This is a genomic window from Pseudovibrio sp. WM33 (genome assembly GCF_001623165.1).
Taxonomy (GTDB): Bacteria; Pseudomonadota; Alphaproteobacteria; order Rhizobiales; family Stappiaceae; genus Pseudovibrio.
The window spans coordinates 21,249-46,056 of record NZ_LMCK01000002.1; the positions used below are offsets into that span (position 1 = coordinate 21,249).

27 protein-coding genes are annotated in these 24,808 nt (G+C 51.3%); 15 read left to right on the forward strand and 12 right to left on the reverse strand.

Translation table 11 applies throughout. The features are described 5' to 3' along the window. Window positions 1–48: 48 nt before the first annotated feature. The 4 genes from PsWM33_RS00210 to lpxK are packed head-to-tail and all read left to right on the forward strand — an operon-like array spanning window position 49 to window position 3,366. Window positions 49–291, forward strand: coding sequence for a DUF4170 domain-containing protein (locus tag PsWM33_RS00210; protein WP_057462263.1), 243 nt, complete (start codon window positions 49–51; stop codon window positions 289–291). A 48-nt stretch (window positions 292–339) separates the two neighbouring features. Continuing rightward, the gene (locus PsWM33_RS00215) at window positions 340–1,035 is read left to right on the forward strand and encodes a lysophospholipid acyltransferase family protein (RefSeq protein ID WP_063287193.1); all 696 of its coding nucleotides are present in this window, start codon (window positions 340–342) and stop codon (window positions 1,033–1,035) included. A 24-nt stretch (window positions 1,036–1,059) separates the two neighbouring features. Beyond that, entirely contained in the window at window positions 1,060–2,349 is a 1,290-nt protein-coding gene (locus tag PsWM33_RS00220) for a 3-deoxy-D-manno-octulosonic acid transferase (protein WP_063298801.1), read from the forward strand. Window positions 2,350–2,352: 3 nt separating this feature from the next. Continuing rightward, window positions 2,353–3,366, forward strand: coding sequence for a tetraacyldisaccharide 4'-kinase (gene lpxK, locus PsWM33_RS00225; RefSeq protein ID WP_063298802.1), 1,014 nt, complete (start codon window positions 2,353–2,355; stop codon window positions 3,364–3,366). Here lpxK and PsWM33_RS00230 read toward each other — a convergent pair. The 5 genes from PsWM33_RS00230 to PsWM33_RS00250 all read right to left on the reverse strand — a co-directional run bounded on the left by PsWM33_RS00230 (window position 3,363) and on the right by PsWM33_RS00250 (window position 9,426). Then, a complete protein-coding gene (locus PsWM33_RS00230) occupies window positions 3,363–3,584 on the reverse strand; it encodes a DUF2093 domain-containing protein (RefSeq protein WP_093517470.1) in 222 nt (73 codons plus the stop codon). The two genes, lpxK and PsWM33_RS00230, sit on opposite strands and share 4 nt — an antisense overlap. A gap of 104 nt (window positions 3,585–3,688) precedes the next feature. Next, a complete protein-coding gene (locus PsWM33_RS00235; protein WP_063298803.1) occupies window positions 3,689–5,053 on the reverse strand; it encodes an MATE family efflux transporter in 1,365 nt (454 codons plus the stop codon). A gap of 6 nt (window positions 5,054–5,059) precedes the next feature. Beyond that, window positions 5,060–5,482 carry a MerR family transcriptional regulator gene (locus tag PsWM33_RS00240; RefSeq protein WP_063298804.1) on the reverse strand — a complete coding sequence of 141 codons (423 nt, stop codon included), beginning with the start codon at window positions 5,480–5,482 and terminating at the stop codon, window positions 5,060–5,062. A 146-nt stretch (window positions 5,483–5,628) separates the two neighbouring features. Then, the gene (locus tag PsWM33_RS00245) at window positions 5,629–7,407 is read right to left on the reverse strand and encodes a monovalent cation:proton antiporter-2 (CPA2) family protein (RefSeq protein ID WP_063298862.1); all 1,779 of its coding nucleotides are present in this window, start codon (window positions 7,405–7,407) and stop codon (window positions 5,629–5,631) included. 114 nt (window positions 7,408–7,521) lie between these two features. Beyond that, complete coding sequence (locus PsWM33_RS00250; RefSeq protein WP_063298863.1) at window positions 7,522–9,426, reverse strand: monovalent cation:proton antiporter-2 (CPA2) family protein; 1,905 nt, start codon at window positions 9,424–9,426, stop codon at window positions 7,522–7,524. Between the two features lie 217 nt (window positions 9,427–9,643). Here PsWM33_RS00250 and PsWM33_RS00255 point away from each other — a divergent pair, with 217 nt between their 5' ends. After that, a complete protein-coding gene (locus tag PsWM33_RS00255; RefSeq protein ID WP_063295496.1) occupies window positions 9,644–10,393 on the forward strand; it encodes a transglutaminase-like domain-containing protein in 750 nt (249 codons plus the stop codon). 67 nt (window positions 10,394–10,460) lie between these two features. On the opposite strand, the gene tldD is transcribed toward PsWM33_RS00255, so the two are convergent. The 4 genes from tldD to PsWM33_RS00270 form a co-directional block, all read right to left on the reverse strand. Beyond that, window positions 10,461–11,885 (reverse strand): metalloprotease TldD, encoded by a 1,425-nt coding sequence (gene tldD / locus PsWM33_RS00260; RefSeq protein ID WP_063298805.1) that lies wholly within the window; start codon window positions 11,883–11,885, stop codon window positions 10,461–10,463. 115 nt (window positions 11,886–12,000) lie between these two features. After that, window positions 12,001–12,162, reverse strand: coding sequence for a hypothetical protein (locus PsWM33_RS27805; RefSeq protein ID WP_208994317.1), 162 nt, complete (start codon window positions 12,160–12,162; stop codon window positions 12,001–12,003). A gap of 5 nt (window positions 12,163–12,167) precedes the next feature. Next, on the reverse strand, window positions 12,168–12,605 hold the full coding sequence (locus PsWM33_RS00265; protein WP_208994318.1) for a LysE family translocator: 438 nt from the start codon (window positions 12,603–12,605) through the stop codon (window positions 12,168–12,170). A 139-nt stretch (window positions 12,606–12,744) separates the two neighbouring features. Next, window positions 12,745–13,362, reverse strand: coding sequence for a LysE family translocator (locus PsWM33_RS00270; protein WP_208991740.1), 618 nt, complete (start codon window positions 13,360–13,362; stop codon window positions 12,745–12,747). A 196-nt stretch (window positions 13,363–13,558) separates the two neighbouring features. Between PsWM33_RS00270 and PsWM33_RS00275 the strand changes: the two genes are divergently transcribed. After that, window positions 13,559–14,125, forward strand: a complete 567-nt coding sequence (locus PsWM33_RS00275; protein WP_063298806.1) for a DinB family protein — start codon at window positions 13,559–13,561, stop codon at window positions 14,123–14,125. 104 nt (window positions 14,126–14,229) lie between these two features. Here the strand turns inward: PsWM33_RS00275 and PsWM33_RS00280 are convergent, their stop codons facing one another. Beyond that, complete coding sequence (locus PsWM33_RS00280) at window positions 14,230–14,757, reverse strand: invasion associated locus B family protein (protein ID WP_082826817.1); 528 nt, start codon at window positions 14,755–14,757, stop codon at window positions 14,230–14,232. Window positions 14,758–15,305: 548 nt separating this feature from the next. Here PsWM33_RS00280 and coxB point away from each other — a divergent pair. From coxB to PsWM33_RS00315, 8 genes are all read left to right on the forward strand, one after another. Then, a complete protein-coding gene (gene coxB / locus PsWM33_RS00285; RefSeq protein ID WP_063295499.1) occupies window positions 15,306–16,238 on the forward strand; it encodes a cytochrome c oxidase subunit II in 933 nt (310 codons plus the stop codon). Window positions 16,239–16,320: 82 nt separating this feature from the next. Next, window positions 16,321–17,913 carry a cytochrome c oxidase subunit I gene (ctaD, locus tag PsWM33_RS00290; RefSeq protein ID WP_063295500.1) on the forward strand — a complete coding sequence of 531 codons (1,593 nt, stop codon included), beginning with the start codon at window positions 16,321–16,323 and terminating at the stop codon, window positions 17,911–17,913. Between the two features lie 141 nt (window positions 17,914–18,054). Next, window positions 18,055–18,987, forward strand: coding sequence for a heme o synthase (locus PsWM33_RS00295; RefSeq protein WP_063295501.1), 933 nt, complete (start codon window positions 18,055–18,057; stop codon window positions 18,985–18,987). Window positions 18,988–19,010: 23 nt separating this feature from the next. Then, window positions 19,011–19,166, forward strand: a complete 156-nt coding sequence (locus tag PsWM33_RS27260; protein ID WP_167550270.1) for a hypothetical protein — start codon at window positions 19,011–19,013, stop codon at window positions 19,164–19,166. Between the two features lie 9 nt (window positions 19,167–19,175). After that, window positions 19,176–19,799, forward strand: coding sequence for a cytochrome c oxidase assembly protein (locus PsWM33_RS00300; RefSeq protein WP_063298807.1), 624 nt, complete (start codon window positions 19,176–19,178; stop codon window positions 19,797–19,799). Window positions 19,800–19,857: 58 nt separating this feature from the next. Beyond that, on the forward strand, window positions 19,858–20,736 hold the full coding sequence (locus PsWM33_RS00305) for a cytochrome c oxidase subunit 3 (protein ID WP_063293734.1): 879 nt from the start codon (window positions 19,858–19,860) through the stop codon (window positions 20,734–20,736). Between the two features lie 143 nt (window positions 20,737–20,879). Continuing rightward, window positions 20,880–21,275 carry a DUF983 domain-containing protein gene (locus PsWM33_RS00310; RefSeq protein ID WP_208980499.1) on the forward strand — a complete coding sequence of 132 codons (396 nt, stop codon included), beginning with the start codon at window positions 20,880–20,882 and terminating at the stop codon, window positions 21,273–21,275. Then, window positions 21,265–22,350, forward strand: a complete 1,086-nt coding sequence (locus PsWM33_RS00315; RefSeq protein WP_063298808.1) for an SURF1 family protein — start codon at window positions 21,265–21,267, stop codon at window positions 22,348–22,350. The genes PsWM33_RS00310 and PsWM33_RS00315 overlap by 11 nt, the downstream gene beginning before the upstream one ends. A gap of 52 nt (window positions 22,351–22,402) precedes the next feature. On the opposite strand, the gene PsWM33_RS00320 is transcribed toward PsWM33_RS00315, so the two are convergent. Continuing rightward, window positions 22,403–22,888, reverse strand: coding sequence for a peroxiredoxin (locus PsWM33_RS00320; protein ID WP_063298809.1), 486 nt, complete (start codon window positions 22,886–22,888; stop codon window positions 22,403–22,405). Window positions 22,889–23,028: 140 nt separating this feature from the next. Continuing rightward, window positions 23,029–23,886, reverse strand: coding sequence for a protein-disulfide reductase DsbD domain-containing protein (locus PsWM33_RS00325; RefSeq protein WP_063298810.1), 858 nt, complete (start codon window positions 23,884–23,886; stop codon window positions 23,029–23,031). Window positions 23,887–24,078: 192 nt separating this feature from the next. Between PsWM33_RS00325 and PsWM33_RS00330 the strand changes: the two genes are divergently transcribed. After that, a complete protein-coding gene (locus PsWM33_RS00330) occupies window positions 24,079–24,672 on the forward strand; it encodes a YqgE/AlgH family protein (protein WP_063298811.1) in 594 nt (197 codons plus the stop codon). Window positions 24,673–24,808 lie beyond the last annotated feature (136 nt).

Below are 24,808 nucleotides of genomic sequence, written 5' to 3' on the forward strand. Positions count from 1 at the left end.
CTTATCGGTTTCCGGTCGGACTCTCTGTGAAGAAGGTGAGCGAACACTATGAGTGCTCAAGAAGAAAACCAACAGCTACTTCACCTCGTGTTTGGTGGTGAATTAGAAGATATCAGCAATGTTCGCTTTAAAGATCTTAAGGATCTGGATATTGTAGGCATCTACCCGAACTATGCTGAGGCACACGTCGCGTGGAAAGCAAAGGCGCAAGGTACCGTTGATAACGCATTGATGCGTTACTTTATTGTACACATGCACCGTCTGCTTGATCCGGGCGCAGAAACCAAGTAAGTACTGCGCCTCCCGGGAATTCTGCCCGAACTCAAATGGGCCTGTGAAATGTTGAAAAAACTAGGCAAACACCCGCTTGTCATGAAGCTAGCGGGCACTGCCATGGCGTATTATCTGCTCTTTGTCTACAAGAGCAGTAAACTCACCATTGATCCTCCAGAGGTTTATGAGGAACATGAGGAGGGTGCACCATTCATCGCGTCCATGTGGCACGGTCAGCATTTCATGTTGCCCTTTGCTTGTCCGAAGCATTGGGATATTAGGGTTATGATTTCCCGCAGTGCTGACGGCGAGATGCAAGCGGTTTGCGCATCAAAACTGGGGCTCGGTACGATCCGGGCCGCTGGTGCGCAGCGCTCTAACCAAATTAAGAAACGTGGAGGCATGCGCGGCTTTATTGAAGCTGTGCGCGTACTCAAAGCAGGCGCCACAGTCTCCATGACGGCAGACGTGCCCAAAGGTCCTGCGCGTAAGGCAGGCAAAGGCATCGTACAGCTGGCCAAGCACTCCGGTCGGCCAATCCTGCCCGTAGCAATGGCAACCAGCCGTCATTATGACCTTGATACTTGGGATAAGGCATCCATCAATTTGCCGTTCAGCCATATTGGGTTATGCTTTGGTAAACCTATTCCTGTGCCGGCTGATGCAAGCGATGAACAGGTCGAGGAAATTCGTCAGCGTCTGGAAAACAGCATGAACGAAATAACTGACAAAGCTTACGCAATCGCCAAATCAGGCAAATAACAAACACTGGCAGAACTGGGTCCCATGAGTTCAGTGATCTTCAGAGTCTATCAAGGTCTTGGCCGTCTGGCCGCGCCGCTCCTTGTTGGCTTGTACAAGTTGCGCGCCCGCCAGGGCAAAGAAGATCAGAACCGCAAAGGGGAACGGTTTGGTGTCGCTTCCAAAGAGCGGCCATCTGGAAACCTGATCTGGATCCATGCAGCAAGTGTTGGAGAGGCCAACGCCGTCCTGCCGCTTGCCAAGCAGGTCGTTGACGGTGGCTCTAAAGTTTTGCTGACAACAGCGACGCTGACATCTGCACAGGTGGTAGAAGCCTCCGCGCCAGAGGGCGTGATCCATCAATTTGTTCCTTATGATACGCGCGGCAATATCAAGAGATTTCTGAACCACTGGTCACCTTGTCTGGCAATCACAGTTGAATCAGAAATCTGGCCCGCAACATTCCACGAGCTTGAAAAGCGTCAGATCCCTCTGATCATCGTCAACGGACGCATGTCAGAAGGCTCCTTTTCAAATTGGAACCGTGTTCCCTCCTTTGCCCATTCAGTCTTTGGAACCGTTGATTGCGTGCTCGCCCAGTCAGATGACGATGCAGCCCGGTTCAAGCAATTGGGTGCAATCCGCGTCAGGCCTACGGGCAATATCAAGTTTGACGGCAATATCCCTGAGTGTGACCCGGTAGAACTCGCTGACTTTAAAGATCAGCTCGAAGGTCGCCCACGATGGCTTGCAGCCAGCACGCACCCAGAGGAAGAAGTTGAAATCGCCAAGGCTCATCAAGAGCTCAAGCACAAGTTTGATCGCTTGATGACGATTATCGTTCCAAGACACCCGGTCCGGGCACAGGAAATTCGCGACGAGCTGGAGCAGATGGGCCTTGTATGCACTCAGCGCTCTCGGGGCGAAGCCATTACTAATGCGACCGATATTTATATTGCTGACACGCTCGGCGAGCTTGGCTTGTTCTACCGTGTTGCGCCAATCGTGTTTATGGGCGGTTCCCTGAGGCCAATCGGTGGGCATAACCTGCTTGAACCGGCTCAAGTAGGCTGCGCAATCCTATCTGGTGTGCACACTCAGAATTTCGCATGGATCTATCGCCACTTCTCAAAGGAAGAAGGCGTTCTTCTGGTTCACAACACCAGTGAGTTGGCCGATCAGATCGAAAACCTGCTTCACAACCCTGCGGATGTTCAAAAGCGTGCTGACACAGCAAAAGCGCTGGTCGAATCTGGACGGGGTGCTCTGGCAGCGACCCAGCTTGAGCTGCAGCAGTATCTGCCTGTGAAGCAACCAGTAGCAGGGAAGGAGTAGACGATGAACGCTCCTGACTTTTGGTGGACAAAAAACGGAACCTGGCAAGCCAAACTCTTGGGCCCTTTGGGTGCGCTCTACAGCTACATGGCGACACGTCGTTTCAGGTACAATCCTAGATACAAAGCCCGTCAGCCTGTCATCTGTATTGGCAACTTCACAGCAGGCGGTACCGGTAAAACACCATTCGCACTGGCGTTGAATGCTCTGTTGAAAGAGGCTGGCCACAAACCCGGCTTTCTTCTGCGTGGCTACGGTGGTTCGATTAAAGGACCGCTGCTTGTAGAGCCGTCAAAATATGCTGCCGCAGAAGTCGGCGATGAAGCGTTGTTACTGGCACGCCGCGGCCCAACTGTGATCTCTGCTGATCGTACAGCTGGTGCCAAGATTCTGGAAGAGCAGGATATTTCTGTCATCATTATGGATGATGGATTCCAGAACCCGTCTTTACATAAGGACTTCTCCATCGTTCTGTTGGATGCGAAGACTGGGATCGGCAATGCCAGATGTATTCCGGCTGGTCCATTGAGAATGCCGTTCACGAAACAGCTGCAACGGGTCGGTTTGCTGATGGTTGTGGGTGAGGGCGATGCGAGTATTGATCAGCAGATGGCGGCACAGCAAGCTGGAATCGATTTGATGCACGCCGCAATCCGTCCTGTATCTGCGGATGCCTTGGATGGGGAACGCGTGCTTGCATTTGCTGGAATTGGTCGACCTGAAAAGCTGTATGCCAGCCTGCGGGAGGCCGGAGCAGAGGTCATTGAGACCATGTCCTTCCCGGATCATCACTACTTCACGAAAGAGGACGCACGCCTCATACTGCGTGAAGCTGAAGCGCAGGACTTGCTGCCAATCACGACCACAAAGGATTACGTGCGTTTGGATGGCCGTGAAGAGCCATCTATCGCGCGGCTTGCAAACGTGGCAAGTGTGCTGGAAGTGGAGATGAAAATCGCTGATCCAGACGCCCTCATTGAGTGCCTGAAACCTGTGCTGGACTGCGGAAAGTCTTAGGCCTGTAAGCCGTTGCTCTCATAGGCTTTAAGGGCTGCATCCGCATCAATGTACGCTTCCTGGCGAGATACACTCCAGTACTTGAGTTCTTCAAGCATGATCGTTTTGCCAGTGATTGCACACTTTACAAAGTTACCTGGTGCTTTCACCTGATAATCACCATCTAAGTATTGGATACGTGCTTCTGTTGGAACGCGTGGCTGTTCAAAACGGTTCATTATTTCAGCATCCAGAGTTGTTGCGTTTTTCCTTTCTTACCGCTCAAACCTTAAAAAGGCCAGCGGTAAGAACAAGCATCTTATGCAAATCAATCTGGCAGCAATTAAGCAGCTGCCAGTTTCTCCTTGCGGATCTTGTCGATCGTTCGCCAGCAAACATATTGGGCCAGAAAGGCGAAAACAACGCCGCCAATGGCTTGTCCTGCCAGAACACCGTTTGCCTGATAGAAGTAAGCGCCAGCAATGGTGAACGGGATAGTCCCAAGAGTCGCTCTGCCCCAGTTGAACAGCATGGAGTAGATTGGGAAGCCCAGATTGTTAAAGACTGCATTGGTGACAAACAGAGCGGCATTAAATAAAAAACCGGCTGCTGCAAATGTGCAGAAGAAGAAGACCAGCGAGGCGCTATCACCTTCAGCATTGAAGAACTGCACCAGTGGCTCCTGTAACATAAACAGCAAACCCCAGGCTGACAGCGTGTAAATCACGATCAGTAAAAGAGAATCCTTCACAACCTTGCTAAGCCGGTCGAATTCCATGGCCCCAAAATTCTGACCAATAATAGGACCAACTGCACCGGAAAGAGCGAACAGCGCGCCGAAAGCAACAGGAATAATTCGGCCAACAATCGCGAAGCCTGCAACTGCTCCATCGCCAAACTGAGCCATTTCCGCAATAATCCAGGCATTGCCTGCTGGTGTTGCGATGTTGGTCAACATTGCTGGTGTTGCCACTTTGAACAGATCGACCGTATCGCTGAAAGTCTTCGAAATCTCAGGCTTGCCGAGCATGTTGTGCTTGATGATCAGGATGTAAAGGCCAACACCAACCATCACCAGGCGAGAAACAACAGAAGCGATTGCTGCGCCAGTAATACCCAGATCGAATCCGAAGATGAGGATTGGATCGAGAATGGCCGTCACAAAGCCGCTTGATAAGGTCACGAACATCGCGCCACGCGCATCGCCAACTGATCTCAGCAGGGCAGAAAGCACCATGGCACCAACGAGGAACGGCATGGATGGGACGACGATGTAAAGGAAGAGCAGTGTGAAATCGAGCGTACGTCCAGACGCTCCGAGCAACATCGCCAGATCATCCAGAAACGCCAGACTGCCAGCCACGACAGCAAGTGATATTAGGGTGGATATTATAAGCGACATGCTCACAAGGCGGTACGCGCCTTTAACATCACCTTGGCCGATACGGCGCGCAACAGAAGCACTGGCGGCAATGGAAAGCCCGATGCCAATGGCAGAGTTGAAGAACATAATGGTTCCAGCGTAACCAATTGCTGCCGCAAGTTCTTCAATGCCCAGCTGTGCAATGTAAAAAAGGTTTGCAAAATCAACGAGAAAAATAGCAATCAATCCGACTGAGCCGGTGGATGTCATCACCAGAACATGGCGCATAGTCGAGCCATAGGTGAACTTTGCATCCCGTGTGCCGGATGAAGTTGGTCTGGACATAAAAACTCACTTTTGGCGATGCTGATAGCAATCGCAAGAGAGGGCCTCAATGACCCTGCAATCATGTATCTTTCCGCTGGAACAGTGTTTCAGCATCTTCTTCAGCTCGGTTTGTAGGCTTTGGAGACGAATAATTTTGTCTTCCACCTCAGTCAGGTGAGCCCATGCAATCTCGTCTGCGCCCTCGCAGTCATCCTCCGGGTGTTCTTTAAGCAGCATAAGACTCTCGATCATCTCCAAAGAGAAACCGAGATCACGGCCATGACGGATGAAAGAAAGTCGGTTCAGGTGGTCTTCGCCATAACGGCGCTGGCCGCCCTCAGTGCGCGGAGGTTCTGGAAGCAGCTTTTTTTGCTCGTAAAAACGAATGGTCTGGACCTTTACGCCAGCCTTCTTCGCAAGATCTCCGATTGAGTATTCACCAGCCATATCGAACCATAGGGATTAATGTGGTCTCTGCGAGAAAGCAGTGCCGCAGATCACGAAATGTTGAAATGAGAGCGCACCACGCCCCCGCAATAAATGTGCTTCAAATCAACCAGCGTCAAGAGCAGGGCTCTGATAACTTGATTTAATCAGTCAGGTTTTTCTGATTTGCCGTCGTCGCGTGGCGTGCGTTGATGCAACTTGTCAGAGCCAGCAAGATCACCACCGGCAAGCTGAAGTGTCAGGCGTTCATCGTCCCGTTTGCGAACATCATCTTCGACTTCGTCAATACGGTCTGCCGGCAACCCAAGAAATTCAAGCGCTTTTCGACCAAAGGTCAGACTGGACTCAAAAGTCTCACGGATCTGATAGTCAACGCCCAGACGGGTGAGATCAAGCGCATGAGCTCGGTCCGTGGCACGGCAATAAAGGGCTGCATTGGGGAACGCGGATCTGATCTGCAAAATTGCCTGCTTCATGACGCGGTCATCCTCAATGCAGAGAGCAATCAGGGTCGCATTCTCACCACCAGCTGCCTTGAGCACGTCTGGCCGCGTCGCATCACCATAATAAACCCTATAGCCATATTGGCGAGCATAGTTGATCCGGTCCGGCTTGTTGTCGAGAGCTGTGACGGAAATCCCTTCAGAAGTCAGCATCTGCGCAACCATCATACCAAAACGCCCAAATCCAACGATCAGTACGCTTGGACAAGCATCCTCAAAGGTCTCGATTTTATTGGTTGTGTCGCCATGCTTCTTCATCCGCTCCGCAACAAAATCCAGACCTACCGCACCCAGCGGTGTGAGCAGCATGGTCAAAATAACAATAGCGCTGAGGATATTCGCAGATTCCTCTGGCAAGATTGCCGCAGCAGTTGCCGTTGAAAACAGCACAAAGGCAAACTCCCCGCCTTGTGGTAGAGTAACTGCCACGCGCAGAGCATCAGAGTTGGAAGAGCCAAACAATCGAGATAGGCCCCAGAGCAGAATACCCTTGGTGAGCATGAGCAACACGACCGCAGAAACGACACGCTGCCAGTTTGCGACGATCAAATCAAGTTCCAGCGCCATCCCCACAGTCATGAAGAACAGACCCATGAGCATGGTACGGAAAGGCTCAATATCCGCTTCCAGCGTATGCCGATAGCTGGATTCCGCCAGCATCACACCAGAAAGAAAAGCACCCAATGCCATGGAGAGGCCAACAAGGCTCATCAAACCAGCACTGCCCAGAGCAACCAGCAGTGCTGCGGCAATCATCAACTCACGAGCGCCAGAAGCCGTCAAAAGCTGGAAGAGGGGAGAAAGCAGGAAGCGGCCCGCAAAGATTACAAAGCCAACAGCGGCGACAACTGTGACCACCTGCATAGCAATGGAAGCTTCTTCCACATCCGCTTCAGCAGGGGCCAGAATACTGACCATGGCAAGCAGAGGTACAATAGCCATGTCCTGCAGCAGCAAGATGCCGAAGGCTCGTTGGCCATACTTGGTGCTCAGGTGTCCACGCTCCTGCAGCATTTGCAAGGCAAAGGCTGTGGATGACAAGGCAAGACCAAGCCCGGCGATCAGGGCAACCTGCCAGGACAGGCCAAACACCATAGCGCCTAAGGTCAGTATTAAACCTGAGATAGCAACCTGTGCCGTCCCAAGCCCGAAAATGTCTCGCCGCATGGTCCATAATCGGGCAGGTTCCAGTTCCAAGCCGATCACAAACAACAGCAGAACGACCCCAAGCTCAGCGAAGCCCAATATGCGCTCAGGCTCATTGAAGAAGCCGATGCCATAGGGGCCAATCGCCATCCCAGCTGCGAGGAAGCCGACCACAGCACCAAGGCCAAGCCGTTTGGTGATGGGCACAGCGATAACTGCAGCGGAAAGAACCACAATGGTTTCGATAAAGAACGGAGGGACGTGAGCTTCTGCCATTGGCATCCTAAAAAGCGGAATTCAAACTACTAAAACAGACTTTTCTGATTTCAGTCGATTTTGAGGGGAATACCTTAATTGTATCTAAGAGAAAATGTAGTTTTCCGTATAAAGCTAGTCTGAAGATGGCTTGTGTGGTGAAGTTTTTTCAGAATTCTCTGATTGTTCCTTCTCGACCTTCTTTTCAGCTTCCGCAAGGCGGCGTGCAGGTTCGTTCAGGGCAGTTGATTCTGATTTCGGTTTGATCAAAGGTTTCACTGGCACATCGGGCAGTTTGAATTTCTTGTAACCCGCATACAGCCCACCCACCTGCTGCAGCGCCAAAAGCTCAGCATCTCTGCGCCGCACATCCGCAAGAATTTCATAGGTGCGGTCCTCATCCTCTCCCAACTCTTCCAGTATTTCCCTCCCGAACTGTAAGGCCGACTCCAGGGTCTCACGCAGCTGATAGTCTGCGCCCGCTGTCACAAGTTGAATAGCGTGACGACGGTCATGCGCGCGGGCGAAGATTTTGGCGAGCGGGAACTGTGTTTTCGTCATGCGCACAATCTGGCTCGTTGTCTCGGCCCGTTCCGTACAAACCGCAATCACACTGGCATTTTCCGCCCCTGCTGCCCGCAATACATTCAAGCGTCGCCCATCTCCGTAGTAGATACGGTAGCCAAACCGAGAGGCCTCCCGGATATGCTGTGCGTCTGTATCCAGAACGGTCACAGTTGAGCCCTGCGCAATCAACATCTGAGAAGCAAGCTGGCCAAAGCGCCCAAACCCGATCACCAGAACATCGGTGCGATCTCCCGTTGTATTGGGTATATCCGGCTTTACGGGCTCCGGTCTGAGCTTTACGCCAAACCATTGCGAGAGCCGAACACTCAGCAGAGTAAGTGCCATGGTAAAAGAGATGATTGCGGAGAGCAGGCTGCTCTGATGCGGGTTCAGCAAATCAACGGCAACAGATGCTGAGAAGATGACAAACCCAAACTCTCCAGCTTGAGCCAGCAATCCACCGATCTGCAAACTGTTTTCTGGTGTGTGGCCGGACAAGCGGGTGATAGAAAAAATGCTCAGACACTTCACGACCATCAAACCAAAACTGCAGGCCAGCACCATCACCCAGTTCTGATAGACAAAGTTTAGATCGATGGACATACCAACCGTGATGAAGAAGAATCCGAGCAACAACCCACGAAAAGGCTCCAGATCAGCCTCAAGCTCATGCCGGAAAGAGCTTTCTGCCAGCATCACACCCGCAATAAACGCACCCAATGCACTGGAAAGGCCCACCGCCTTCATCAGCGCAGCTGCGCCGAGCACGGTAAGTAGCGCAGAGGCTGTCATCATCTCTCTGGCCCCAATACGGGCAAACAGCCGAAACAATGGCGTAAGCAAATAGCGGCCAACAGCAACCAACAGTAGGACGGTAGAGGCCATAATCAGCGCCGTTTCCCAGCCCGGCCTTTGCCCTGTATCGATGGAAACAGGTGCAACAATCGCCATCAATGCCAGAATGGGAACAATCATCATGTCCTGAAACAGCAAGATTGCGATAGAGGTCTGCCCCATAGGTGTTGTGCGATCACCGCGATCTTGTAAAATGCGCAGGGAAAGAGCTGTTGAGGAAAGGGCGAGCGAAAGACCTATAATGAGGGATTTTTGCCAGGTTAGTCCCGAGAAATAGATAACAAGTCCAATAAGAAGCGCAGAAAGACTCACCTGAGCAGACCCTGAGCCAAAAATCTCCTTACGCAGAGACCATAAGCGCCCAGGCTTCAGCTCCAGCCCGATCAGAAACAGCAGCATGACCACGCCAAGCTCGCCTATGGGCCGTAATTCATCAGGGGCACTAAACGGACTGCCGAGATACTGTCCAATTCCCCAAGGCCCTAAGATAACACCCGCAATCAGATAGCCGACGATGGTTCCGACCCGGATCAACTTGGCAAACGGCACCACCAGAATCGCCATGCTTAGAAACAGCATGATGTCTGTCACAAAATCCAGTTGGTGGAGTGTGATCATGAAAGGGTGCGGCTCATCATTATTTTTGCAAGAAGCTACAGACCCAGCGTAAATTCGGTTTGAACGGATTGCAGACAAGCTGAGGTAAATCTTCAGGACCCTTAACGAAGTGCCAGTTTGAGCTCTCAGGTTGTAGTGAAACAAGGTGCAATTTGGTGCTTGAACCTACAGTGACTAGAGCCTTTACAGTCGATTCATTCTCGATTGGAGGCGCAAAATGCTAGACAAACCCAACACGCAACCAGACATCCTGCTCAAGGAAACCCCACTACTCAACTTTAGAGCGCCAGCAATCCGGAAGCTTGTCGATCAGCGCAAATGGAAGGACCTCCCTCTCTTTGATCGCGCTGGAACAGTCTACGACTTCGTTCGCGATGAAATCCTGTTTGGCTACAACAAAGCAGACAATATTCCAGCAAGTCAGGTGCTGGCTGATGGAATAGGGCAGTGCAACACCAAAGGCACTCTCCTCATGGCACTGATGCGAGCCGTTGGAATTCCCTGCCGTCTGCACGGCTTCACTATCCATAAAGAGCTACAGCGTGGTGTGGTGCCGGAGTTGGTCTATAAGATCGCCCCGGATAACATTCTCCACTCGTGGGTTGAGATCTATCTGGAGGACCGCTGGATCAATCTGGAAGGCTTCATTTTGGATGATGTGTTTCTCTTCGCCTTGCAGCAGAAGTTCGTACCAAGCAGACAATCTCTATGTGGTTATGGCGTTGGCACCAACTGCCTCAGCGCGCCACAAGTCAATTGGGTAGGGCAGGACACCTACATCCAGAAAACAGGCATCAACAATGACTTTGGTACATATACGAGCCCAGACGATTTCTACGCCGAGCACATGCAGGCGTTTTCGCCAGTGATGAAGGTGCTTTATGAGAACGGTATTCGTCACGTGATGAACTGGAGAACCAACCGCATCCGTGCGGGCAAGGTGCCTATAATCCCTCTGCGGGATTAGAAGCATCACCACAAAGAAAAAGGGGCATCTCTGCCCCTTTCAAACTCATAGCACCTGTCTGAACCAATCAGGTTGCCGTGCCACCAATCGTCATTTCATTGATGCGCATGGTAGGTTGTCCAACACCAACCGGCACGCCTTGGCCGGCCTTACCGCAGGTTCCGATACCCGGATCCAGCTTCATGTCGTTGCCGATCATGGACACGCGTTTGAGCGCATCTGGACCATTACCAATCAGCATTGCACCTTTCACTGGAGCGCCAATCTTGCCGTTTTGAACACGATAAGCTTCCGTGCAGGAGAAGACGAACTTGCCAGAAGTGATATCCACCTGACCACCACCGAAGGATACAGCATAAATGCCGTCTTCAAGGCTCTCGATGATCTCCTGCGGGTCATCATTGCCAGCCTCCATGATCGTATTGGTCATGCGCGGCAAAGGTTGATGTGAGAAGGACTCGCGGCGGCCATTACCAGTTGGCTCAACACCCATCAGGCGTGCGTTCTGACGGTCCTGCATGTATCCAACAAGAACACCATCCTCGATGAGTGTGGTCCGGCCAGTCGGCGTACCTTCATCATCAACAGAGAGAGAGCCGCGACGTTTGGAAATTGTGCCGTCATCAACAATGGTCACACCTTTTGCGGCAACCTGCTGTCCCATCAAGCCTGCAAACGCAGATGTTTTCTTGCGGTTGAAGTCACCCTCAAGGCCATGCCCCACGGCTTCATGCAGCAAAATGCCCGGCCAGCCATTACCTAGCACCACGTCAAACGTTCCTGCAGGAGCAGGGATCGCTTCCAGATTGACCAGAGCCTGACGTAGAGCTTCTTCAACGGCATGCTGCCAGCTGGTCTCAGCAACAAACTCACCAAACCCTTCGCGGCCACCAGAGCCAAAAGAGCCGGTCTCCTGCTTGTCGCCGTCACCAGCCACAATGGAAACGTTGAGGCGCACCAGTGGGCGTACATCACGAATACGGTGACCGTCAGCACGCAGGATGTCGACTGTTTTCCAGCTGCCAGCAAGAGACACAGTTACCTGCTGCACACGCGGATCTTTTGCGCGTGCATAGGCGTCAATTTCCTGCAGCAGCTGCACTTTTTCAGCAAAGCTCGGGCTGCCAATCGGGTTTTCATCTGTGTAGAGCTTCTGATTGGTGCGAGCTGGCGGCGCTGCATAGGTACCGGAATGGCCGCTTTGTACAGAAGCCACTGCATCAGCTGCGCGTTTCAAAGCAGCCTCAGAAATGTCGTCGGAATGGGCATAACCAGAAGCCTCACCCACAACAGCGCGCAGGCCAAATCCCTGGCCAGTGCTGAAGGTGGAGGACTTCAGGCGTCCGTTGTCGAACACAAGTCCCTCGTTCTGGCTGTACTCCAGATAAAGTTCCCCATCGTCGGCGCCTTTCAGCGCTGCAGCAGTAATCTGGCGCGCTGTTTCCTCGTCCAGTCCAGAAGTCTGGAGAAGATCAATCGGTTTATCGCTCATGGGTAAAACTCCGAAATAATGGATTTGCTCTGTTGTGGCGAACAATCCGTGCACTTTCAAGGCTTACTATTCAATAAAGGAGGAGGGAAGGCCATCGCTCCCAAGTATTTGAGGGTCAATGCAAGAAGGCGAGTACCAATCCGGCACAAACCAGAACAGCTCCAGAAACCCGATCGAGCTTGAATTTTGCAGTGGGTGCTGACAACCAGTTGCGGGAATACCCGCCAAGCACGGCAATTAACCCATCAATGAGCACCGCCATGACAAGATAAGTCACACCCATCACCGCCAGCTGTGGGTCTGGCGGATATGCCTTATCAATGAACTGCGGAAAAAAGCAGCCATGAACAGCAGTGATTTTGGGTTTGAAAGACCAACAAAGAAGCCAACTTTCAAATGCTTCCGGCCTCGGCTTTCTATCTTGTCATGCCGCCCCGCTCGCAGCCAGCTGGAGATGCCCAGAAAGATCAGATAGGCTGCTCCCCCAAGCTGAATAATCTCGAAGGCGTCAGGGTAGGTGTGCACCACCCAGGAAAGGCCAAGTACAACGGCAAGGATCTGAATAGCTTGCGCGATTGTCATGCCAGCCATAACAATCAAACCTGTTGAAGTACCTTCACGAGTGGACTTGGCCAATATCATCATCACGTTAGGGCCGGGGATCGCCAGCAAAACGAATGTTGCTGCAATAAATCCAAGGTAAAGACTGATATTCATCATCTGGATTTGATACCCAAATCTGTAATGGTGAACGCAAGCAGCAGAGTGCGAGCTATTGTAGAGTATGGTCCCAAACATGCATGAGTTCCCCAATCAAACTCTTGGGATTTCACGAAGAGTTTTATGCATGCTCCGTGTTTCATCTGAAAACCAGCAATCCCATAAGGAAAACCCCGGCAGTGAGCAGGACACCACTGTTGAACCGCTTCAGGACGTCTTCCACTCGTGGAGATCGGAACAATCGTTCAACCAATCCGCCACCAAGTACGAGTGGCAGATCCAGACAGGTCGCAATTAATAGAAATGTTGTGCCGAGAACGACAAACTGGGCATCTACCGGATGCGCGTGGTTGAGGAAATGAGGGAAAAGAGCTGCTAGAAAAATGAGAGTTTTCGGATTGGCAATGCTGATCATGAAACCCGTGAGAAAGTCTGAGCCCTGACTGCTGGGTTCGGCAATCCTACGGCTTGCGGCTCTCCATCTTCGAAGGCCGAGGTAAATCAGGTAAGCCGCCCCTAAAACAGTCACGGCCTCAAAGACATAAGGATAGCTGACAATGAGCCAGGAAAGACCAAAGGAAACCAACACCACCTGAATGGCTTCCGCTGCTTTGACGCCGATGAGTGTAAAGAGACCTGCAAAAGTTCCTCCAGATGCGGATCTGGAAAGGATCAACATTTTACTGGCGTCAGGTACCGACATGATAATCAATGTCGTGACAACAAACGCAATATAGACATGCATTGCTATGGGCACGGATCACCTGCAAAGGTCCGGTCTGTTTGCATCAGGAGGCTGACGCTGCCGCAATCAAACAGAATGTGCTCCCATAGAAAACAGCACACCGGATTTAAGGTGCAAAAACCCTTTGCTTTGCGTGCCTCATTTTAGGAAAACTAAGAGGTCTCTTTGAAGTCCGCAGAGACTGATCTCAAATTTTTAAGTGACGGAAATGACAGTGCTTCAATATTTTCAAGTGCAGGCCAAAAACAACGCTTGGGCGAATTATCGGCTACTTTCCAGTTGCAAGAAGCTCTCTGAAGACGAGCTAGCTGCAAAACGGACAAGTTTTTTCCCTTCAATCCTTATGACACTGAATCATATCGTCACTGTGGATTGGTTCTATGTCAGCGCTCTGGAAGGAACGCCGCTCGGGATTACTGCATTTGATCCTGAGTACCCTTTTGAGCAACTGCCATCTCTTTTCGAAGCTCAAAGAAACTCAGATCAGAAATTGATTACACACATAGGTTCAATGGATCTCGCTGATCTCTCCAAAATACATGTGCTGAGAAATGACAAGCCTTTGAATGAGCGAGCAGACAGGCTTCTTCTGCATCTCTTCCAACATCAGACACACCATCGCGGGCAAGTGCATGCCATGTTGAGCGGAACTTCAGTCGCACCACCTCAGCTCGATGAGTTCTTTCTCAGTAATGAGATGGAGCAGAAGGCCCGTAAGGATGACTTTGCCGCACTCGGGTTCTGTGAGGCAGACATTTGGCCCGATCGCGGGTGATTAGATAGTTATGCAGTACCGTTTCCCGCGACTGAAAAGACAAAAGCCGAGGCGCTTTTTATCGTCCCGGCTTTTGGATCATATTCGAAGAGAAGCACTCATGCTTAAGGCAGGGCCGCGATTGCTTCTTTCAGACCAGTCAGGGAAATCGGAATACCGATACCTTCTTCTGGTGTTTCAAAGATAATGAAGGTTGCAGTCTGACCGGTTGTGAGTTTGTCGATCAGGTCCTTCTCCAGCATCGCTTCAGAAACGCAGCCGCTAGGCGCAGGCAAACAGCGGATGAATGGCATCCGGCCCACATCTTTACCATCTACGTTCAGACCAAGCTGCATCGGCAGCAAAACGCCAAGTGGAGCGAGAATGCGCAAAACGGTCGCCTGTTGGTCAGCCGTCTTTAGAATAATCGCTGTCAGGCCTACAGTATCACGTGCAGAATCTGTCACACTTTGAATGAGAGCGCACTGCTCAACGTTGGACCCCGGGGACTTGGCACAACGCTGCTGCCAATCACCAAACTCACCTTTGAGTTCGCCGAGCGCTTGTTGAGCATGACCTGCTCCGGAAAATCCTGCGGCGCCCGCCACTGTCATCGCAACTGTTAAAGTCAGCGTGCGTAAAAACTGCTTCAAAAAACCTTCCTCCAGTTCACCGGCTGTGCAGTGTCTGTCTCCCCAGCCAGCCAGCGTGGGGTGTTTCCCTAAAATATTGGAATACCGCTCCTGACGTCAAAGCGCAAACTGGCATTATTGGCTGTCCACTTAACTGACGAGGAAGGAGGGATCCGACTCACATTGTTCACGCCGAGGTAACGGTCCTTTTTGCTGATAAAGTGACGATTTAGTGAGTGAATTTGGACGCATGGATAGAAATGATCGATTATCTATATAGGGAAAAGTAACTAGGTGAAAACAGCGGAGATCATTCAAAATCCAATTGCATCTGCGGATTTCTTATGTTTTTTGTCCAACTCATTGATTCAAGTCAAATGATACTGCGACTTATAGTCGCTATAACCTTAGGGGAATCGCGTAGAAACCCTTATTGGGTTATTATGTCGCAGACATTCACGCAGGTGTGAGGACTGGTCGGACGGGCCAACGTGGGCACCTCACATGTGTGGACAAGAAGAGGATTGTCGTTTCGACGGCATTAAGAGGGACAGGGAGCGCAAGACGTGATGAAGCTCTTGAAGCATCACCTGGCGACCATTGCCGCAACTATGGCAATCGGATTGACGGGTTTTATGGCTAGTGCAGTCAATGCAGCACAGCCAACGCCGTGGCAGATGGGTATGCAGCCTGCGGCGACAACAGTGATGAAAGATATTCGCTGGTTTAACGATTTTACGCTGATCATTATCTCAGCAATTACAGTGTTCGTAGCACTTCTGTTGCTCATCGTGATATTCAGATTTCGCAAGAAGGCGAACCCAACGCCATCTCGCACTTCACACAACACCATGATCGAGGTCGTTTGGACAGTTGTTCCAATCCTCATTCTGGTGATGATCTCAGTTCCGTCTTTCCGTTTGCTCTTCAAACAGCTTGATATCCCTGAATACGAAATGACCATCAAGGCAACTGGTTACCAGTGGTATTGGGGTTATGAGTATGCAGATGAAGGCATGGAAGATGTTTCATTCGATGCTTATATGCTTGAAGATGCTTCTGAATTAGCAAAAGACAACTATGATCAATCTCGCGAAGCTCTCAAGCCAAATGAACCACGTCTACTGGCTGCCGACTACAACATTGTTGTCCCAGTCAATACCACAGTGCGTGTTCAGGTAACCGCAGCAGACGTGATCCACTCATTTGCTGTTCCTGCCTTCGGTATCAAGATCGACGCTGTTCCATACCGCCTCAATGAAACCTGGTTCCGTGCTGATAACACCGGCATGTTCTACGGCCAATGTTCCGAGCTATGCGGAACACGTCATGCTTTCATGCCAATTGCCGTACAGGTTGTGACCAAAGAACAGTATCAGGCCTGGGCCGAAGCTGCTCGGTCGGACGTCGACGAAGCAAACACACTCCTCGCAAAACTGATTGCTGATGAGAAGAAGGTTGCTGCTGTCGCAGCCACTGACGTGAAGGTTGTGTCCCGTTAATCGGGACCACTGATTGAGCCGAGTATGCGCGCGTTAAGGACTGCTGTGCATACGAGCAAGAACTTTACGAGGGAGCACAATTATGTCTGCGTCTGAAACGCATGCACATGACCATCCAACTGGATGGGTGCGGTGGGTCTACTCCACCAACCACAAGGATATCGGTATCCTTTATCTGATCTTCGCGATCATGGCTGGCATCGTCGGCGGTCTTCTGTCCATCGCAATGCGTATGGAACTGCAGGAACCGGGAATGCAGTTTTTCCCGAATGCTGGCATGTTCAATGTGTTCACCACAGCGCATGCGCTGATCATGATCTTCTTCATGGTAATGCCAGCGCTTATCGGTGGCTTTGCGAACTATTTTGTTCCGATCATGATCGGTGCGCCTGACATGGCGTTCCCACGCATGAACAACATTTCCTTCTGGCTTCTGCCACCAGCATTTATCTTGCTATTGCTGTCTTTGTTCGTTCCTGGAGCCGCAGGTGAGTATGGTGTTGGCGGAGGGTGGACTATCTACCCGCCGTTGTCGACATCGTCATCTCCTGGTCCTGCGATGGACTTTGCAATTCTGGCGCTTCACGTTGCCGGTGCATCTTCCATTCTGGGTGCCATCAACTTCATCACCACCATCTTCAACATGCGCGCGCCTGGCATGACCATGCACAAGATGCCGCTGTTCGTATGGTCCGTGCTTGTAACAGTCTTCCTGCTGTTGATTTCTCTGCCGGTTCTGGCTGGCGCGATCACCATGTTGCTGACAGACCGTAACTTCGACACCACCTTCTTCACAGCTGCTGGTGGTGGTGACCCGATATTGTTCCAGCACTTGTTCTGGTTCTTCGGTCACCCTGAAGTGTACATCCTGATCTTGCCTGCATTCGGCATCATCTCCCATATCATCTCCACCTTCTCGCACAAGCCAGTGTTCGGTTACATCGGCATGGCCTACGCGATGGTTGCAATTGGTGTTGTTGGCTTTGTCGTTTGGGCGCACCACATGTTCACCGTTGGTCTGTCCGCAGATACGCAGGCGTACTTCCTGTTCGCCACCATGGTGATTGCAGTGCCGACTGGCATTAAGATCTTCTCATGGATTGCGACCATGTGGGGCGGTTCTATCGAGTTCCGCACGCCAATGATCTGGGCGATCGGCTTTGTGTTCCTGTTCACCGTTGGCGGTGTAACCGGCGTTCAGCTGGCAAACGCAGGTCTCGACCGCGCACTGCATGACACCTACTACGTTGTGGCTCACTTCCACTACGTTCTGTCTCTGGGTGCTGTGTTCGCGATCTTTGCAGCCTGGTACTACTGGTTCCCTAAGATCTCCGGTTACATGTACTCCGAGTTCCTCGGAAACCTGCACTTCACACTTATGTTCATCGGTGTGAACCTCGTGTTCTTCCCGCAGCACTTCCTTGGTCTTGCTGGTATGCCACGCCGTTATGCCGACTACCCGGACGCATATGCTGGCTGGAACATGGTTTCCTCCTACGGTTCCTACCTCACCGGTTTTGCAGTGCTCATCTTCTTGTGGTGTGTCCTTGACGCATTCATCAAAAAGCGTGTGGCTGGCGATAACCCATGGGGCAAAGGCGCGACTACTCTGGAATGGACACTGTCTTCACCTCCTCCATTCCACCAGTTCGAGATTCTTCCAAAGATCAAGTAACTGCATCGAAATTGCCGGGGGCGTGTAAGCGCCCTCGGTTCTAGCTAAAGCACAAGCCCGGAAGTGCTCCAATGTTCCGGGGATGAAGACTAGAACGCTGAAAAACGGCACAGGCTTCAATATCGCGACAGAGGTACAGGCATGACAATGCTGGAACAGACACAAGGACTTCATGAGGATGCAACCGACCTTGGTGGTCGTGGAAGTGTTTCTGATTACATCGCGCTGCTCAAGCCGCGGGTAATGTCTCTTGTTGTGTTCACAGCAGCTGTTGGTCTGGTCATGGCTCCAGGCAATCAGCACCCAGTCCTCAGCTTCATTTCTATTCTTTGCATCGCCATTGGTGGTGGTGCATCTGGTGCGTTGAACATGTGGTGGGATGCAGACATTGATGCTATCATGTCCCGCACTAAAAAGCGCCCGATCCCGGCAGGCAAAATCACCCGTCAGGAAGCCTTTGCTTTTGGCATGATTTTGTCCTTCGGTTCGGTCCTGACCCTAGGTCTGGTGGCAAACTGGATGGCCGCTGGCCTGCTGGCATTCACGATCTTCTTTTACGTGGTCATCTACACAATGTGGCTCAAGCGCAGCACGCCGCAGAACATCGTTATCGGTGGTGCAGCTGGCGCGCTTCCGCCAATGGTCGGCTGGGCAGCTGTTACAGGTGACGTTACGCTGGTCAGCATTGCACTGTTCATGATCACCTTCACTTGGACACCTCCACACTTCTGGGCTTTGGCGCTGGTTAAAAACGGCGACTATCAGGCTGCTGGCGTCCCAATGTTGCCGGTCGTCGCAGGCGAAACCGCGACCCGTCACCAAATCGTTTTGTATTCTTTGTTGTTGCTACCGGTTGGTATGGCACCATACTTCCTAGGCTTTGCCTCCGTATTTTATGGTGTTGGTTCTGCCATGCTTGGTTTGGTATTCCTCGGTTATGCGATCCGTGTCTGGAGAGTGCGCGAGGGTGATGCAGCCAAGAAAACAGCAATGTCTCTCTTTAAGTTCTCTTTGTTCTATCTCATGCTGATTTTTGCTGGGTTGCTCGCTGAGAACATGATTAGTCTGGTCTAACGCATAACTGGAAAGAGAAGAAAATGAGCAAGCAAAAAGCAGTTCTTTCTGAAGAGCAAATCAAGACCCGCCGCGGGCGTTCAGTGGCTCTTGCAGTCACACTCGGCGTTCTTGTTGCTATGTTTTATGTGATCACCATCGTGAAGCTCGGTCCGGGCATCATGGATCGTCCACTGTAAGAGACGCAAATGACTGATCAAAAACAAAAAACAGCAGAACAAGCCAAAGTAAATCGCAGCAATGCAACCGTTGCTGTGATTTGCGGTGGTATATTCTTTGGAATGGTTGGTTTGTCCTTTGCAGCTGTCCCGCTTTATCAGCTCTTCTGTCAGGTGACAGGCTATGGTGGAACAACACAGCGTGCAGAAGAGGCATCCGATACGATCCTGGATCGTGAGATCATCGTGAGCTTTGACGCCAACGTCGCTCCGGGTCTGGATTGGGATTTCAAACCAAAACAAAAGAAAATCCGCGTGAAGCTGGGTCAGATGACCGAGATTATGTACGAGGCCCAAAGCCTCGCGCAGCAGGTTTCTACCGGAACTTCCACGTTTAACGTGGCGCCTTTTGAAGTCGGGGGCTACTTCAACAAAATTGATTGCTTCTGCTTTACCGAGCAACCGCTTGAAGCAGGAGAATCGATCGATATGCCGGTCGTGTTTTTCATCGATCCGGAACTGGACAAGGACGAGAGCCTGAAGAATATCAAGGAAATCACCTTGTCCTACACATTCTTTGAATTGCCGAAAGACGGCGAGGAAGAAACAGCTGCAGTGGCTTCTCCAAGCGACGCGGCCACTGACAAGCTTTAGGTTGCGAGACGGATCTGCCTTTTGCAGAAGCGACCTTTTTTGAAATGGGGAGAAAGATATGGCTGGTGTTAAAAACCACGATTATCACATTATCGAGCCAAGCCCTTGGCCATTTGTTGGGTCAGTTGGGGCGCTGGTTATGGCAATCGGCGCGATTGTATTCATGCGCATGAGTGAGGGCGGCGTAAGCTTCTCATTTCTGAGCAACGCTGATGGCGAAACAACCGTTGGCTTTACGCTGAACGGTTGGGGCCTGTTTGCAATTGGTCTTGGTATCGTTCTTTACACCATGTTTATGTGGTGGCGTGACACGGTTAAGGAATCTCGCGAAGGGCACCATACACGCGTTGTATCCTTGCACCTGCGCTACGGCATGCTGCTGTTCATCCTGTCCGAAGTCATGTTCTTCGTAGCATGGTTCTGGGCATTCTTTGATGCATCCCTGTTCGCGGGTGAAGCTGCGCAGTTTGGTCGTGTTGAGCACACTGGCGGTGTTTGGCCGCCACAAGGCATCGAAACCTTCGATCCGTGGCACCTGCCACTGTTGAACACATTGATCCTGCTTCTGTCTGGTACAACAGTCACCTGGGCACACCACGCGCTGGTTCATGGGGACCGTGATGGCCTGAAATGGGGTCTGATCGCGACTGTCGTTCTGGGTGTGATCTTCACCATCTGTCAGGCCTACGAATACTCTCATGCAGCCTTCGGCTTCTCCGAGAACATCTACGGCGCAACCTTCTTCATGGCGACAGGGTTCCATGGCTTCCACGTAATCGTGGGCACCATCTTCCTTGCTGTGTGTTTGTTCCGCGCATTGGCTGGTCACTTCTCCACCACCAAGCACTTCGGCTTCGAGGCAGCAGCCTGGTACTGGCACTTTGTGGATGTGGTTTGGCTGTTCCTGTTTGCATCCGTTTACATCTGGGGCGGCTAAGCTTGCGGCATTAGCCAAGAGTGGGTCTGGAATTCAGACGAAAAACGAAAAAAGATAAGGGCGGCGCAAGCCGCCTTTTCTATATGTATATGACCTAGGTGCCTTGCCAGCGTTCAAAGTCACCTGTGTATCCGAGGCTTCACATGAGTGAGAGGAAGAAGACAAAGACCTATCTTGGCCTTCCTGCCAACCCATTTTCCGCAGGTCTTCGCGGAAAATGTCCACGGTGCGGGGAGGGGCCATTGTTTCAGGGCCTGCTAAACCTACGTGCGTCTTGTTCCAGATGCGGTCTTTCCTATGACTTTGCTGATTCTGGCGACGGACCTGCAGTCTTTGTCATTCTCATCCTGGGGTTTATTCTTGTTGGTGGTGTTTTGTTCGTTGAGTTTGCGTACGAACCTCCACTCTGGCTGCATTTGATTATCTGGGCACCCGTGACTGTGGTGTTGAGTGTGACGCTTCTGCGCATACTCAAAGGCCTGTTGATTGCATTGCAGTACAAGAACAATGCAGCGGAAGGAAAGCTTGATGATCGCTGAAAGGGAGACTGGCGATGCTTCATCTGATTCAAAGCCTGCGCGAAAAAACGATGTCGCCTGGCATGAGGAACCTGAACCGGTTCCTGAACACACTCATCGCAACACGAAAAAAAACAAAGATAACACCGTGACTGATGATCAAATGGAACATGACGACACTGATGCTGAGGAAGCAGTAGCAAAGCCTGGGCTAGTTGCATTTCTCAAGCGCTACTGGATCTTGCACCTGTGTGCTGCAGTTGGGCTAGCTATTCTAGCCAATCTGAGTTTGTGGCAGTTCAATCGTCTGGATGAAAAGGTGGCGTTGATTGCGCGCGCTGAAGTGCGGGCGACTGAACCTGCTGTTGCAGCGCCCGGCCCGACAACCTGGGAAGATATGTCGAGCGATGAAATTGACTATATGCCTGTTGAGCTGTCCGGCCAGTTTATTATCGGCGAGCTGTACTACTTTGATACCCTGACCAAGCCGAAAGGCCCACTGGGCGGGCAGGGGTATTTTGTCTACGCACCCTTCATCACGAATGACGGCTGGAACGTTTTGGTCAACCGCGGCTTTGTTCCAATTGATCGCAAAGAGTTCAGCACACGTTTGGGTTCAGCTCCACCGCGCGGACAAATAACCATAACCGGCCTTGCCCGCAGAGCCGAAGTGGCGAGCATGTTCTCTGCGGAACCAAACCAGAAAACCAATGTGTGGTATGTGCGCGAACCGAAGGCTATGGCTGAAGCTATGGGATTGCTGCCGGACCAGACCGCGCCCTACACGATTGACCTTCAGGAGACAGTGAGCGTTGCTGGTGACCTGCCGCAAGCGGGTGAGACCCGTATGACGTTCTCGAACAATCACCTGCAGTATGCCTTCACATGGGCAGGTCTGGCGCTCACTCTGGTCGGCGTCTACTTTGCCTTCCTGATCAAGGCATGGCTGGATCGAGGCAAGGTCTCTTCTGAAAACGAAGAGGACGATGATGAAGACGACGATGATTTTGATGCGGAAGAGGAAAAACGGAAGGCTGATCGCTTCCGCATGATATCTGACGCGGCTCGGCGCAAGCGAAATAAATTTCAGCGATAGACTACAAAAAAGGGGAGCATGGCTCCCCTTAAACGTTCTTGGGCAACTTGCCTTATAGCTGAGAAAGAATGTTCTCAGCAGAGGAGATCGTTGCTTCTCCCGGAGCTTCTTCAATATTCAGAGAAGCCAGCACACCATCTTTCACGATCATGCAATAGCGCTTGGAGCGGATGCCCATTCCAAAGGCGCTTGCGTCAAGCTCAAGGCCAACTGCTTTGGTGAAATCAGCGCTGCCATCAGCGAGGAAGAGGATCTTGTCATCAGCGCGCGTGTCACGTGCCCAGGCCCCCATGACAAACGCGTCGTTCACCGAAACAACAGCAATTGTTTCAACGCCTTTTGCCTTGATAGCTTCTGCATTGTCGATGAAACCCGGCAGGTGGTTCAGGTGGCAGGTTGGCGTGAAAGCGCCAGGAACTGCGAACAGAACTACGGTTTTGCCGGCAAACAGCTCTTCACTGGTCGCATCCACTGGCCCGTCTGCACTCATGGTTTTGAATGTAACGCTTGGCAGTTTTTCGCCTACTTGAATGACCATGGAAAGTTCCCCCAATTTGCTTTTGCTGATCACAACATAACAGACATCTCAATCAGAGGTCTGCATCTAAAAAGAAACGGGCTTCAGTTGTAGCTGCGAGCTCTCTATTTCGCAAATACAACTAAAGCCCGTAAACAAGCTTATTTCGAAGCGCTGGCCTGAGGAACTGAAACGCTTTGCGTTTCCTCATAAGCACCATCCTTGGTCACCAGTGTAAGGCGGAGCTCAATGTCGCTCACATCTTCTGGCAGTCCAATATAGGACATAGTCCAGTGCGCCCTACCTTTTTTCACAGAGGCCAGCTTGGGCACTCCATGATAAGAACCTGCAGGGCCTTCAATGAAGAGCTCCGGCGATTTGTCCTTGGACGAGACTTTCGCGCTGATGTTTACAGTGCGGTCCTTGCCTTCTCCGGTGATTTTTATCTCTGGAAACAAGCTCGGCATGTCGCCTTGCGTAATTGGAACCTGCGCAAAGGCATCATTGACCAGTTTGTCGGCAACATCATCTTTCATCGTGGCCGCAGGAAAGACGAGAGAGACCTCGGCCTGTCCTGGGATACAAATGTCTTTGCAGATGCCAAAGGTCAGATTTGCATTCAAAATGGCCGGGCGTCCGTCATCCATGCGCTTAATCAGCAAAGGCAGCACCACCTTATCTGAATAGATCAGAGATGTGGAAAATCCATCAGAGTAAGCCTTCGGCGCAGGGAACATCAGCTCCGCGCTAGCTATATTGACTGAATTAACAAAGCTGGCTTCTGTTGGAATACCGGCTTCACCTGGATATCTCCAGTATGTGTGCCAGCCTTCTTCAAGGCGAAATTCAATCCCGCCGCGATAGAGGCCATCGGTGTTAGGCTCGCTCGCACGTAAAAGGCGAACTGCACCGCCTTGAACAATAACCCATTCAGACACACTTGATGACAAGGCGCTTGAAACAGAGGCGGAGAGCACCGCAGCAGCGATGAGGGTCGATTTGAAGAATCTAGAAATCATAGAGTCTATTTAAACGGTCCCTTTTCAAATTCCCATTAAGATTGCCTCTCAGACAATCAATGATCCGTGAACAATCTCACCTTTTTTCCACTGATCATTGATCACCGGAAAAATCCGTGAGTACCTATAATATAATTGCCTCTACACTGAACTGAGGCAATCCGTTTGAAGCATGAGGAGAGCGCCCCCAACATGTCTGGTGAAAAACCGGGTTACATTGACGGACAATATCTCATTGCCATGCCCACTATGGAGGATGGCCGTTTTGCCCATTCCGTCATCTACGTGTGTGCTCACTCTGAAGAGGGAGCGATGGGGATTGTGCTCAATCAGCCGGCCCCTAACATCACATTTGGGCAACTTTTGGGTCAACTGAATATCGTCGAAGAGGAAAATGAAGATCCGCTGGCAATCGATATTTCTGAACGCAAAGTCTATCGCGGTGGGCCAGTTGATGCCGGTCGCGGTTTTGTCCTTCATTCAGACGACTATTTTCTGGAGGAGACGAGCCTCAAGATTGAGGACGGCGTTGTTCTAACCGCCACGGTCGAAGTTTTGCGCGCCATCGCAGCAGGCAAAGGCCCTAAGAAGTCATTGTTGGCATTGGGTTATGCTGGCTGGGCGCCAGGACAGCTTGAAACGGAATTACAGGCAAATGGTTGGCTGACGTGTCAAACAGATCCCTCATTGATCTTCGAGGGAGAGGGCGATCAAAAGTGGCACAACGCGCTTGATATTCTTGGTATTGATCCCGGGATGTTGTCCAGCGACATTGGCCACGCATGATCTTACGTGCCTAAACGAGATTTCGCCGTGCAACTTCCTACAAATTCTGCTATTTCCCTGTGCGCACTTGAAACGCAAATGCGACAGTTTTGGGAATCTAATTTCAGATTCCAGCTAAAAACCTGAGAAATACCAA